This is a genomic window from Methylomonas rivi (assembly GCF_024505165.1).
Lineage (GTDB): Bacteria > Pseudomonadota > Gammaproteobacteria > Methylococcales > Methylomonadaceae > Methylomonas > Methylomonas rivi.
Genome location: NZ_JANIBK010000121.1, coordinates 1 through 12,293 on the forward strand (window position 1 = coordinate 1; position 12,293 = coordinate 12,293).

Genomic DNA, 12,293 nt, shown 5'->3' on the forward strand with positions numbered 1-12,293 from the left:
CCAGCGAGCAGGGGCAGGCGATCAGCAGCACCGCGATGGCATTGCTGAAAGCCGCGCCGGAACCGGCGCCGGCCAGCATCCAGCCGCCCAGGGTGATGGCCGACAAGGTCATCACCGAGGGTACAAACACGGCCGAGATGCGGTCGACGGTTTTCTGAATCGGCAGTTTCGAGGACTGGGCCTGATCGACCATGTGAATGATATTGGCCAGTACGGTGTCGCGGCCGACGGCGGTCACCCGCATTTTCAACACGCCGTTGGCGTTGATGCAGCCGCCGATCAAACGCTGGCCGACATCCTTGACCACCGGCAGGCTTTCGCCGGTCACCATCGACTCGTCAACCGTCGACAGGCCCTCGACGACGATGCCGTCGGTGGGGATTTTCTCGCCGGGTCTCACCAGCAACAGATCGTCGACCGCTATCTGTTCCAGGCCGACGACGATCTCATGGCCGTCGCGCAGCAAGGTGGCGTGTTGCGGTTGCAGATCCACCAGTTTGCGGATGGCTTCGTGGGCCTTGCCCTTGGCTTTTTCTTCCAGATAGCGGCCGATCAACACAAAGGTGATGATGCCGGTGGCCGAGTCGAAATACAGTCCGCGCCGGCCGGCCAGCAGCGAAAACAGGCTGTAGCCGTAAGACGAGCCGACTCCCATGGCAATCAGGCTGTCCATATTGGTGGCGCCCCGTTTGGCCAGTTTGGCGGCTCTGACGAAAAACAGCTTGCCGGCCCAGAACACCACCGGCAACGCCAATAAATGTTGCGCCCAGTGCCAGAAACGCGAGCCGGGCGCCGCCATGCCGATGGCCATCACCGGAACGCTTAATGCCACCGACAACAACGCCCGCTTGCGGGCATCGCTCAAACGTTGCTTTTCCCGTTCGATCAGTAATTGCCGTTGCGCCAGGCCGTCGAAATTATGGGCTTTATAGCCGGCTTTTTCGATCAGCAGCAAGGTTTGTTCTTCGTCGATGCGGCCTTTTATCATGGCCGCTTCCGAGGCGTAATTGACGTCGGCCGACACAATGCGCGGATCGCGGCGCAGCAGCATTTCGATCAATAAGGCGCAGGACACGCAGGACATGCCCTCGATGGCGACATGATATTCGCGTATCGGCAGGCTATTATCTATTTCCGTTGCGGTTGCCGCCGCGAATTCGGCGGGTTTTTTTTGGCCGATGTTGGCCAGCAAGGCATCCAGTAAACGCAGCAAATCGGGTTTCGATAATTGTTCCGGGGCGAATTTGACGGTTATCGAGCCGATTGCCGGCACGCTGCGCACCTCGACGATGCCTGGACGTTTCTTCAGCAGAATTTCCAGAATGTAAGCGCGCTCCGGGTCTTTCAATAACACCGGGGCGATCACGCGAATCCGGCGTTTGAGTGCGTGCGCCAGTTGCCCGTGGCTCAGGCCTCCATTGTTTGTCGTCATGTCAGTCTCCCGAAGCGCGCCGAATAGGGCTTTATTCCGCGTTATGGGCCGATGAGAGGATTTCCTTGCGGTATTTATAGGCATAAAAACCGACCGCAAAGCCCAGGCCGAATAAAACCAAGGGGTGGGCGACCAGTCTTTTGAAGGCGCCGGTGGTGCCCGCCGCTACCCCAACGCCCACCGCCGTGGCTTTCATAGCGGCATGGCCGACGCTTTCGCCCATTTTGCCCATGTCCGCCATTACGGCGGCGCCCGTGGCGGCTGCGGCTGTTGTTGCTCCATGTACGTGTGCCATTGTCAATCTCCCGATAATTACAGTTATATAGCTTGATAGGTTGGTACGGCTTTTTGTGCCCACGCGGCATTAGCCACACAGTGGGCAAAATTTGCTCACCCTACCCCGTTTTATATGAGGCGCGGGTGGCTGCCGCCAATGAATTTACTTTTGTTTGTCTTGAGCGTGTTCCTGGCTTTCGGCCACCAGGTCCAAAATATTTTCCCGTTGCCGCAGCAGAAAGTTTTTGCTCTCCGCCGCGGTGCATTGGCCCAGCACAATAATTTCCTTGCGGTATTTATGCGCAAAATAGCCCGTGGCGACGCCGCTGGAAAACAACGCCAGCGGATGGCTGAGCAGGGCCTTGGTAATGCTTCTGCCGGCGTGAGTCACGCCGGAAATAATGAAACCCATAAACACACCTTTGACCAAGGTTTCGCCGCGGGTCGGGGGCGCCATGCGTCCGGTTTTTCTTTTTCGGCCGGGCGATTTTTTATGGGATTCCGCTGTTGTGTCGAGGTCTTTTTTAGGCTGAGTCATCATCACTCCCTGCAAATATTTGACCGATGGTTCACTCATCATTGAACGAACCGGTTTGGACTGGGATAGAACGAAAAACAACTATCCTTGACCGCTATTTTAGTATTGAATAATCTTCTGCCTTTTTATTCGCTCGGTCAACTCTATTTCATTCTATTTGATGTGGGTTTTTGCCGGGTTAAATTTTTATTTTCTGGAACCGCATCATGAGCACACCGCAACAGAATACAGCCTCTCCAAGTGCGCTCAGGCGCTTGCTGACCTTCAGCATTGCTTTGCTTGGCATTGTCCTGATTTTATGGCTGGATAGCTGGTTTATGGACCATGCCGGCATGCCGGATTTGACGGGCGACGTCAACATCGGCCTGTTGCTGTTGATCGGTTTTTTGACCAGTTTTCATTGCGTGGGCATGTGCGGACCGTTGATTTTAGGCTATACCGCCAAAACCGCCCGCTCCGGACAAAAATCCTATTCGACGCATCTGCTCTATGGTTTGGGTAAAACCATTTCCTATACGACGATAGGGGCATTGTTCGGCGCCTTCGGCGCCATCGTGGCGTTTACCCCCTACACCCAAGGCGCGGTGGGGGTGGCCGCCGGCCTGTTTCTGATGCTGTTCGGTCTGCACATGCTGGAAGTATTTCCGGCGCTGAATCACTTTCAATTCAAAACGCCTCAGTTTGTGATGCGCTTTGTCGGCAAGGAATACCGGAAACACAGCAACCCATTCGCCATCGGTCTTTTGAACGGTTTGATGATTATTTGCGGGCCCTTGCAAGCCATGTACGTATTGGCGGCGGGCACCGGCAGCTGGTCGCAGGGGGCGGCTGTATTGTTCTTTTTCGGGATCGGCACCTTGCCGCTGTTGCTCGGCTTCGGCTTCTTGACCAGTCTGTTGTCCGGCAGCTTGACGCCGAAATTGTTGAAAGCCTCCGGCGTCATCGTCATGGCCTTGGGCGTCATCATGCTCAATCGCGGCTTGTCGGTCACCGCCAGCGGCCTGGATTTCAACACCCTGGTGGCCCGGGTTTCACAGTATTACGCGCCCACGGCGGCGGACTCGCCCAGTTGCGATACCGAGCAGACCATCCATATGGATGTCCTGAAAACCCGCTTCTCGCCGAACAAATTTACCCTGCGCAAGGGTATACCGGTGAAATGGGTAATTAACGTCAAGGAATTGAACGAATGTAATAAGGAAATCGTGGTGCGCGATTACGGGCTGGATATTCACCTGCAACGCGGCGAGCAGATTATCGAATTCACGCCGGCCGAGGCGGGCGTGGTGCCCTGGAGTTGCTGGATGGGGATGATTCCCGGCACATTCGTCGTGGTCGAGGATGTGCAGACGGCCCGGGACAGCGCGCCGGAGGCTGAAAACGGGCAAGTAGTGCAGGAAAGCGATAGTCAGCGCTTGCTGCGCCAGTTTAAGGAAGAATGGCAGCAGCTATGGTCGGCCATGCTCGATAGTTTGGGGTAAGCCTTAAACGCGGATAGGCCGGCGACTTGCCGGGCTGCTGGGCCTGTAATCGTTCTGTCGGAGATTGTCGTAAACGGTAGGTCGATGAATGCAATGCAGCCCAAGGTTCTTATGTTGTTGGGTTAGGCTACGCTAACCCAACCTGTATTTCGGCTTTTACGACAGCCTCCTGTCGCTGGGTTTTCCGCGGCGGCACCGAAGCGAATCCGACGCCAAATGCGTTCGGCATGGCAAAGTCGCGGTAATTTTCGAAAAAAATTTCAGGATATAACCCTTGAAAATTGCGGGATATGACGCGGTATAGTGTGTCGTATAACATAGTTGTATTGATTTTTTCGGCCCGAGAAATTTTTTCCTTTTGATTAAAGCGGAAAAAACGAATTAAGGACCCATTTTTGCTAGATGCCGAAACCGGTTTTTTTTCGTTACGGCTGGATGGCTACATTCGAATATTCCACCTTGCCAACCTTAACTTTCCTACTGATAATTACCGCGAAACATCGATTATTTGTCAGCCAAAACGGACGCCTTATTGTCGGGTTCGGGCTGAAAACCACCCGAGTTATAAAGGCGGCGCGCCGGCATGCGACATTCCACGTTATTTTTTCTGAGTTTGGCCTGTCAGGCAGGATTATTGGCGCTATTGCTGACCCATGCCTCGTTTAGCGAAAGCCTGCAAAAAACCAACCTGGCGCGCAAGGCCGAGCTAGTCGAAAACCTGCGCTTGACCGACTTGTGTTTGTTTACCGAAGCACGCTATACCCGGCATTTGTCCCAGGCCGATCTGAATACCGCCTTTCAGGATCATCCCCTGTCGTTGGAGCATTTCCCGTCCGGCTCTTTCACGCAACCCACTCTCGAACAGTTCTTGCCATGACGCCCTGGATCGAAAAACAACGTTACATCATCGATTTTACGATCTCGTCGCTACTCAGGCGCAAGGTCAAAAACATCGGCTTGCTGGCTTTGTACACGCTGATTGTGTTCATTCTGGCCTCGACCATGTTTTTTACTTACTCGATAAAAAAGGAAGCCAAGCTGATTTTGCAAGGCTCGCCGGAAATCGTGGTGCAGAAAATCGTTGCCGGCCGGCACGATTTGTTTCCGGTGGATTACATCGAACCGATCAAGGCCATACGAGGGGTGGCCGATGTGGAAAGCCGCTTGTGGGGTTATTACTACGACAGCTTGGTTCAGGCCAATTATACGGTATTGGTGCCGTCGCGACCGGTCGATAAAAGCCAATCCAACGCCCGCACCACCGTGGTGGTCGATCCCAACGACCCGCACGCCGCCGACGTCGACAAGCCGTTGTACGACTACGACGGCGCCGCGCCGGAGGCCGGGACTATCGTCATCGGCAACGGCGTGGCGCGGATGCGCGAGATCGGCGTGGGCGATTTCATGCCGTTCATGGCCTTCGACGGCCAAATCATGAATTTGAAAGTGATCGGCACCTTGTCTGCGGAGTCGGAGCTGGTGTCGTCGGATTTGATTTTGGTCAACGGCGCGGATTTCAGAAAACTGTTCGGCATTGCCGAGCAATTCGTCACCGATGTGATCGTCACGGTCAAAAACCCCAGCGAAGTCGGCATGGTGGCCGGCAAGATCAAGAAAAAACTGCAAAGCGCGCGGCCGATCATCCGCGAGGAAATTCTGCGCACCTACGATTCCATTTTCAACTGGCGCGGCGGCATGATGATCGTGGTGTTCTCGGCGGCGGTACTGGCCTTCGTGATTTTCGCCTGGGACAAGGCCTCCGGCTTGAGCGCCGGCGAGCGGCGGGAAATCGGCATCCTCAAGGCCGTCGGCTGGGAAACCGGCGACGTCATCCAGATGAAATTCTGGGAAGGCGCCATGGTGTCGTTATCGGCCTATTTCAGCGGGGTGATTCTGGCTTACATACACGTGTTTTTCACCGGCTCGGCGGTATTCGAGCCGGCGCTGAAAGGCTGGTCGGCCTTGTACCCGCATTTCAGCTTGACGCCCTATGTCAACGCGGAGCAGCTGACCACGCTGTTTTTCCTGACCGTGGTGCCCTATACCGTCGCCACCATCGTCCCCACCTGGCGGGCGGCCACCATCGACCCCGATACCGCGATGCGCCACACCGGAGAATAGCCATGATCGAATTGCTGAATGTCAGAAAAGTCTTCAATGCCGGCAGCCCCAGCGAGTTTTCGGCCATCAACGGCGTGGATTTGCGGATTGCCGAAAACCGGGTCACGGTTTTGAAAGGCCCCAGCGGTTCCGGCAAAACCACGCTGTTGAGCATCGTCGGCTGCATGAGCCGGCCGTCCGCCGGACGGGTCAAGTTGCGGGACAGGGAAATCACCAGCCTGCCGGAGCGTTTTCTGACCGACATTCGCCGCAAGACTTTCGGTTTCATTTTTCAGCAACCCAACCTGATTAAAGGCATTTCGGTACTGGAGAATGTGATGCTGCCGGCTTATCCGTTGGGCGAAAAACGCACAACTCTGAAAGTGAAGGCTTTGCATGGGCTGAATGAACTCAATCTTTCCGGGAAGGCCGCGTCCAAGGTGGAATGGCTGTCGGGCGGCGAGGCGCAAAGGGTATCGATCGTGCGGGCCCTGATCAACGATCCGCAAATCATCATCGCCGACGAGCCGACCGCGCATCTGGATACCAAGCTGTCCTACCGCTTCATGGAAATCGTCGAGCAATTCAAGGCGCAGGGCAAAACCGTGATCATCACCAGCCACGATCCCTTGGTTTACGATTCCAAGACCGTCGACGACGTGGTGAATTTGCGCGACGGCAAACTCGAGAGCGAGCCGGCGTGATCCTGAATCCCACCATCATCGCCAATTTGCTGGCGTCGTATATCGGCAGCTTCATGCTGTTGTACGCGGCGTATTACGGCGTGCAGATTCTCAAACACTGGAACATCGACAGCGGCGACGAATTGCAACTGGTGCTGGAGCGCAAGACTTATCTGATTTCCACCGTGCTGAGTTACGTGTTCGGCCTGCAACTGTTGTCGTTGTTTTTGTTCATCTTTACCGCCGACGCCCTGGGGCCGTTGTTCGTCGGCGCGATGTGCGCGGCGGGTACCTTGAACGTCAACGGCTTCGGTTATCCGACCCTGGAACTGAAGATTTTGAATTTCATTTTGGCCGGCCTGTGGCTGGTGTTGAACCATGCCGACAATCAGGGTTACGACTATCCCTTGATCAAGAAAAAATACTGGTTGCTGGCCGTGGTGGCGCCGTTCATCGTCATCGAAACCGTGCTGGAAAGCTTTTATTTCTTGGGCATGCGGGCCAACGTCATCACCTCCTGCTGCGGCAGCTTGTTCAGCAGCGAAAATGTCGAAGGCCTGGGCTCGGAAATCGCCGCGCTGCCCGCCAAACCGGTATTGTGGACGTTTTATCTGACCATGCTGGCCACCTTGAGTTGCGGGGCGTTTGCCTATCTGAAACGCCGGGGCGGTTATGTCTATGCCGGCTTGAGCCTGCTGATGTTCGCGGTGTCCTTGCTGGCCATCATCTCGGCCATCTCTTTGTATATTTACGAACTGCCCACGCATCACTGCCCGTTCTGCATCATCATGGAGGATTATCAATACATAGGTTATCTATTGTATTTGCTGCTGTTCGGCGGCGTGGTGACCGGCATGGGCAGCGGTTTGCTGCTGCCGTTTCGCGAGGTGGCAAGTCTGAAACCGCTGTTGGGGGGGATTATCGGCAAGCTGACCTTGGCTTCGGTGCTGATGTACGCGCTGTTTACCGCGTTGGTGAGTTACGAAATTCTCAGCTCCAGCCTGGTGATCAGTTACGAAGTGGTTTATTAGTTTTTTGGGGGAAACATGAAAACGTATTACCGATTCGCGCATTCGGGTGTCTGGCTGTTGATGTTATGTCTGTTGTTGGGCATGACGAATAGCCGGGCCGAACAGGAAACCATCGAAATCACCAAGAAGGATCGTTGCCCGGTCTGCGGCATGTTCGTTTACAAATACCCGAAGTGGGTGGCGCAAATCTACTTCACGGACGGTAGCGCTTACTTTTACGACGGCGCCAAGGACATGTTCAAGCATATTTTCGATACTCCGAAATATACCCCCGGCAAAACCGCCGACATGATGACCGAAATACTGGTTACCGATTATTACGAGGTGGAACTGATCGATGCCAAGTCGGCGTTTTACGTGATCGGTTCGGATGTGCTGGGGCCGATGGGACATGAATTGCTGCCGTTCAAGGACCAGGAATCGGCCCAGGAGTTTCTGGAAGATCACAAGGGCAAATCGATCATTCGTTATCAGGAGGTGACGCCGGCGGTGATCGAGTCGTTGGATAGACGCGGATGATTTTAAACGCAAGTCGCCGCGTTGCGTGGCTGCTGCTGGCGCTTTCGCTGCTAGCGAACGGTTGCAATAAACGCCATGGTCTGCAAATCGACGACCCGGTGCCGGCCGTGACGCTGCCGGATTGGCACGGCAAGCCGGTGAATTTACCGGGGGATTTGCAAGGCAAGGTGTTGTTGATCCGCTTCTGGTCGCTGGAATGTACGTTCTGCGACAAGGAAATGTTGCTGGAGCTGGAGACGCTGTATCAAAAATACAAGGCGCGCGGTTTCGTGCCGGTGGCTGTCAATGCCGGAAAAACCGATCCCAACGACCCGCGTTTGCAGCGCTTTGCAAACCTGACTTATCCGATGCTGATGGATGAACGGGGCTTGGTAGGCAGGCGCTTCGGAGTGATCGGCATGCCGACCAGTTTTGTCATTGATAAGGAGGGGGTATTGAAGCAAAAAATTACCGGCGAAGCCGGGCTGGACGAATTTGAAAAGCTTGTTACGACAGTTTTATATTAAGGAGAATGTTATGAAGACGAAAACATTATGGATGGTGTTGGTTTGTCAGTTATTACTGTTACCCGTATGGGTAATGGCGGAAGAACAACAAATGACACCCGTGGTGGTTACTCCGCATGAGCATGAGCACAGCGAGCGTCCGAGCTGCCGGGTCTGCGGCATGTGGATAGACCAGTACATCAAAACCGCCGGCGTCATTACCTATAAAAATGATGACAAGGAATATACCTGCGGCGTGGCGTGTTTATTACGGGAAGTGGAGGATGCCGGCGGGGTTTCCGAATTAAAGTCGGTCAAGGTTACCGATTGGGTGTCCGGTGAGTTGGTGGATGCGGAAGGCGCGACCTATGTGGTCGGCAGTAACGTGATTCCAGACATGATTCCAAATTACATCGCTTTCGCAAAGCGTACCGAGGCAGAAGAATTTGCGGCCAAAGAAGGCGGCGAGATTATGGAGTTTGGTGTCGCCTTTCAGGATTCCTCGCCGGTCGGCACCACCGCGCCGTTTCGGATTCGCACGGCGGTGACGCCAGGAGCGGGTAATTTCAGCGTGGGTATGGTCTATGGTTACACCGAAAAAAACAGTATCAAAAATGGCTCAGGCAGTTCTGACGCCAGCGATTTTATTGGTGCCAACCGTGGCCAAAAACAAGCACCGGAAGAAGTGCAAATCCATTCGCAAGCCATCACCTTAAACTACTCGCCAACCGATAGTCTGGCGTTGTTTATGAATATTCCTATGGCCGAAAGAAGAACTAGCACTTTGACCCAGCAAACGCCCGGACGAATTGGGGAAACCATCGCTGACGAAAGCGGTATCGGTGACATACTGCTGGAAGGCCGTTACAACTTCTGGCACAGCACACGGTATGACCAGTTTGCCAGCTTGCTGTTGGGTACGACTTTGCCGACCGGCGATTTCGACGGCGCCCGTACCCGCAATGCGCAGCTTGGTAGAAGTCTGGTGGCTCGCGGCCCGGCCCTGCAATCCGGCAAGGAAACCGCGACGTTTACCGGCGGTTTGCTGTATTCGCAACGCTGGAAAGATTTCTGGTTGCATACTTCGGCGCTGTACAACGCCAATCCGGAAAACGACGACCGATTCAAGTTTGGCGATGTGGTTAGCGGCGGCTTGGCTTTGCATTACACTCCCAATTACGACCTGATGTTGGGTATCGAGCTGGATGCCAGTTACACCCAGAAAAACGAAGATATGGGTTATAAAATCGGTAATAGCGGCGGTGTGGTCAGCAATCTGGCCTTCGTCGGCGACTGGCGGTTCCTGAATGCCTTCGGCGGCAATTTCAAATTACGCGGTTCCGTCGGCTTGCCGATTTACGAAGATTTGAATTCGCAACGAGTCGCCTATAGACAAAATAATCAGCAATTTAATCTGACTCAAGTGCAACCCGGCGATGGCTTCTTCGGCAATCTGGCGATTCAATGGACATACCGCGACGCGCCCGATTACCATGATCATTAAAAAAACATCCGGGATGGCGAACCTGCTCGCCCACTACGGGCGAGCCGGTTGTTTAGCCTGCGATGGCAAAGTTTCCTAATCGATGCAGACGTTTTTTATATTTAGAATTTGGGTTTTGATACTGCTATTGTGTGGAGTCTATACCCGCGCAGCGGCAGAGCAAGACCTTCTGGAGCCGGATCAGGCCTTTGAGTTTTCAAGCGAATTTAAAGATGCCCATATCTTGCGCTTATCCTGGCGGATTGCCGACGGCTATTACCTATACCGGCAGAAATTCCAATTCGTTTCGCAAACGCCGGGTATCGACATCGGCGAGCCGGTATTTCCGGGTGGGCAATTCAAAACCGATAAACAATTCGGCAGCGTGGAAATCTACCGGGATCGATTAATCCTGGATCTAGCTGTGCAACCCGATCCCGATGAAAAGCTACCGTTACGCTTTACCGTGACTTATCAAGGTTGCGCCGATGTCGGGGTCTGTTACATGCCTATTCAAAAACAGATCGCCCTGAAACAGTTCGAGTGACGCCTTTGATCGAAGCACCGATGCCGATGCGATTGGCGGAGTAGGCCGGCGCGAATCGGCGATGTTCCGATGCTTTCTTGCTCTTATCTCGGTTGGCCCGGCCATATTCGAAAAATGGCCGGGCCGATTTCATAACGCCATATTAATCGATAACGGCATTCTTACGCGCTCTGCCGCGGCCAAAACCCCGCAATGCCAGCAAGCCGCTAGCCATAAACCAAACCGCGGCGGGCAGAGGCACTGCGGTGACGGTCAAATTGTCCATTGCGAAATATCCGGGGGTATTCATGCCGAACAGCCCGGAATCCGACGACGACATGGCAAACTGCATGGCGTCAATTTCACCCAGAGGCGATAGATCGAGCCACTCCCAGGTATCGACGATATAGTCCAGGCTGTTATCGCCGAAGCGGTAATCCGCCAGATAGAAGTCGATCGAGCTGGATGCGGCGCCGCCGTTCAAGCCGGTAACCGTCAATTTGAGCCAGTCCGCATCATTACCGCTAGTGCCGCCGAATTTCTTGGCGAAACTGTCGCCGCTCAACATCGATAGTACCGCATACGTGGTATTGGTCAGATAAAATCCGTCGGCGCGTACCGTGCCGCTAAAATCGATTCGCGCCGAGTCGCCGGTTACATAGGCCAGGCCGAAATTGTTTCCGCCCTGGGCTTGGCCGGTATAAACGCTGTACTGATTCTCGTAACCCGGCGTGACGCTGTCGGTCATATTGGAATACGCCCAGCCGGACCACGAGGTAAAGCCGTCCCAATCGGTCATTTGATTGGAAAAGGTCGCTAGTCCGGAATTGAAACCGCCGGGATTCGGCGTGTACAAGGGCACGGACGGATCGGTTGTGCCGGCCCAATAGCTGTTCGGCGCCAAGGCCAGGTTTTCGAAATCGCTGACCACGGCTGCGCGGACAGGGTTAACCAGCGTCAAGCCAAGCAGCGTAAGAGCGGATAATTTGCTGTTCATATCGAAATTCTCCTGGAATGATTAAACGGCGATGGCCGGCGCGGCGCTTTGGCGGCGCATGCCGGCAAAGCCGAACAAGGCGCCGCCGAACAGCCATAGCGAGGCCGGCACCGGCACGGCGGCCAACCGGTTTTGATTGATCACGCCGATGGCATCGAGGTCGAAACCGGCGCTGCCGGTGGTTTTATACGGGTCGTAAATTTTGTTGCCCAGGCTGTCGAATTCGCTGCCGTTGCCGAGTATGTCCAGCAAGCGCACGTAGCCGATATTATTGACGTCCAGGCCGCTGATGCCGACCAGTTCGGCCAGATCGAACCCCGTGCCGAAGCCCTGCCTGTATTTGCCGGCCAAGCCGTGAATATTGGTCGGATCGACCGAGCCGAAGGCGCCGACCGCGCTAGGCGTATAGGAATAATTGTCGAATCGGAAGAAATCGCTGCCGTTGGACGAGACTTCGACCCAGGCCAGTTCCAGGAAGGTATAGCTGAACGAGTTTTCGAACACGGCAAAATCGTAGCCGCTGCCATCCATGATCGGTTGATCGAAAGTCAGGATGATGCTGCCGCCATTGCCGAGCGAAACGATGTCGTACGAGTCGCCGACCGCCGCCCCCAGCGCTTTTTCCGGCGTTTGCCAACTGGCAGCCGCGTCCTGGCCGACGATATAATCGGTCCAGCCGCTGGCCCAGTCGACGAATAGCGCGCTGTCCTTGGCAATCGCCGTCGAACCGCTTGCGCCGGCG

At 54.8% G+C, this 12,293-nt stretch carries 14 protein-coding genes; 9 read left to right on the plus strand and 5 right to left on the minus strand.

Going from position 1 to position 12,293, the window contains the following annotated elements:
* The 3 genes from NP596_RS16460 to NP596_RS16470 all read right to left on the minus strand — a co-directional run.
* The coding region (locus tag NP596_RS16460; protein WP_256616478.1) for a heavy metal translocating P-type ATPase at positions 1–1,432 on the minus strand (1,432 nt) is incomplete at its 3' end.
* Between the two features lie 31 nt (positions 1,433–1,463).
* Positions 1,464–1,727: a hypothetical protein gene (locus NP596_RS16465; protein WP_256616479.1), complete on the minus strand. Its 264-nt coding sequence runs from the start codon at positions 1,725–1,727 to the stop codon at positions 1,464–1,466.
* Between the two features lie 144 nt (positions 1,728–1,871).
* Positions 1,872–2,246: a hypothetical protein gene (locus NP596_RS16470; protein ID WP_256616480.1), complete on the minus strand. Its 375-nt coding sequence runs from the start codon at positions 2,244–2,246 to the stop codon at positions 1,872–1,874.
* Positions 2,247–2,452: 206 nt separating this feature from the next.
* Here NP596_RS16470 and NP596_RS16475 point away from each other — a divergent pair, with 206 nt between their 5' ends.
* The 9 genes from NP596_RS16475 (at position 2,453) to NP596_RS16515 (ending at position 10,575) form a co-directional block, all read left to right on the plus strand.
* Positions 2,453–3,727: a sulfite exporter TauE/SafE family protein gene (locus tag NP596_RS16475; protein ID WP_256616481.1), complete on the plus strand. Its 1,275-nt coding sequence runs from the start codon at positions 2,453–2,455 to the stop codon at positions 3,725–3,727.
* Between the two features lie 583 nt (positions 3,728–4,310).
* Complete coding sequence (locus tag NP596_RS16480; RefSeq protein ID WP_256616482.1) at positions 4,311–4,604, plus strand: hypothetical protein; 294 nt, start codon at positions 4,311–4,313, stop codon at positions 4,602–4,604.
* Complete coding sequence (locus NP596_RS16485) at positions 4,601–5,848, plus strand: ABC transporter permease (protein WP_256616483.1); 1,248 nt, start codon at positions 4,601–4,603, stop codon at positions 5,846–5,848. The genes NP596_RS16480 and NP596_RS16485 overlap by 4 nt, the downstream gene beginning before the upstream one ends.
* Positions 5,849–5,850: 2 nt before the next feature.
* Complete coding sequence (locus NP596_RS16490) at positions 5,851–6,531, plus strand: ABC transporter ATP-binding protein (protein ID WP_256616484.1); 681 nt, start codon at positions 5,851–5,853, stop codon at positions 6,529–6,531.
* Positions 6,528–7,541, plus strand: a complete 1,014-nt coding sequence (locus tag NP596_RS16495; protein ID WP_256616485.1) for a hypothetical protein — start codon at positions 6,528–6,530, stop codon at positions 7,539–7,541. Before NP596_RS16490 ends, NP596_RS16495 begins: the two co-directional genes overlap by 4 nt.
* A 15-nt stretch (positions 7,542–7,556) precedes the next feature.
* Positions 7,557–8,060, plus strand: a complete 504-nt coding sequence (locus NP596_RS16500) for a nitrous oxide reductase accessory protein NosL (protein WP_256616487.1) — start codon at positions 7,557–7,559, stop codon at positions 8,058–8,060.
* Positions 8,057–8,566: a peroxiredoxin family protein gene (locus NP596_RS16505; RefSeq protein ID WP_256616488.1), complete on the plus strand. Its 510-nt coding sequence runs from the start codon at positions 8,057–8,059 to the stop codon at positions 8,564–8,566. The genes NP596_RS16500 and NP596_RS16505 overlap by 4 nt, the downstream gene beginning before the upstream one ends.
* Positions 8,567–8,576: 10 nt before the next feature.
* On the plus strand, positions 8,577–10,049 hold the full coding sequence (locus NP596_RS16510) for a nitrous oxide reductase accessory protein NosL (protein ID WP_256616489.1): 1,473 nt from the start codon (positions 8,577–8,579) through the stop codon (positions 10,047–10,049).
* 115 nt (positions 10,050–10,164) lie between these two features.
* Positions 10,165–10,575: a protein-disulfide reductase DsbD domain-containing protein gene (locus NP596_RS16515; RefSeq protein ID WP_256616490.1), complete on the plus strand. Its 411-nt coding sequence runs from the start codon at positions 10,165–10,167 to the stop codon at positions 10,573–10,575.
* 142 nt (positions 10,576–10,717) lie between these two features.
* Here NP596_RS16515 and NP596_RS16520 read toward each other — a convergent pair whose 3' ends face one another.
* Both NP596_RS16520 and NP596_RS16525 read right to left on the minus strand, forming a co-directional pair.
* Positions 10,718–11,551 (minus strand): DUF4465 domain-containing protein, encoded by an 834-nt coding sequence (locus NP596_RS16520; protein ID WP_256616491.1) that lies wholly within the window; start codon positions 11,549–11,551, stop codon positions 10,718–10,720.
* A gap of 21 nt (positions 11,552–11,572) precedes the next feature.
* On the minus strand, positions 11,573–12,293 hold a 721-nt coding region (locus NP596_RS16525; protein ID WP_256616492.1), incomplete at its 5' end, for a PEP-CTERM sorting domain-containing protein.

Bases quoted from the DNA above. Each gene is read 5' to 3' on its own strand.
- NP596_RS16480 (WP_256616482.1), top strand. From the start codon at position 4,311: ATGCGACATTCCACGTTATTTTTTCTGAGTTTGGCCTGTCAGGCAGGA.
- NP596_RS16510 (WP_256616489.1), top strand. From the start codon at position 8,577: ATGAAGACGAAAACATTATGGATGGTGTTGGTTTGTCAGTTATTACTG.
- NP596_RS16490 (WP_256616484.1), top strand. From the start codon at position 5,851: ATGATCGAATTGCTGAATGTCAGAAAAGTCTTCAATGCCGGCAGCCCC.
- NP596_RS16520 (WP_256616491.1), bottom strand. From the start codon at position 11,551: ATGAACAGCAAATTATCCGCTCTTACGCTGCTTGGCTTGACGCTGGTT.
- NP596_RS16465 (WP_256616479.1), bottom strand. From the start codon at position 1,727: ATGGCACACGTACATGGAGCAACAACAGCCGCAGCCGCCACGGGCGCC.
- NP596_RS16505 (WP_256616488.1), top strand. From the start codon at position 8,057: ATGATTTTAAACGCAAGTCGCCGCGTTGCGTGGCTGCTGCTGGCGCTT.
- NP596_RS16475 (WP_256616481.1), top strand. From the start codon at position 2,453: ATGAGCACACCGCAACAGAATACAGCCTCTCCAAGTGCGCTCAGGCGC.
- NP596_RS16500 (WP_256616487.1), top strand. From the start codon at position 7,557: ATGAAAACGTATTACCGATTCGCGCATTCGGGTGTCTGGCTGTTGATG.
- NP596_RS16485 (WP_256616483.1), top strand. From the start codon at position 4,601: ATGACGCCCTGGATCGAAAAACAACGTTACATCATCGATTTTACGATC.
- NP596_RS16470 (WP_256616480.1), bottom strand. From the start codon at position 2,246: ATGACTCAGCCTAAAAAAGACCTCGACACAACAGCGGAATCCCATAAA.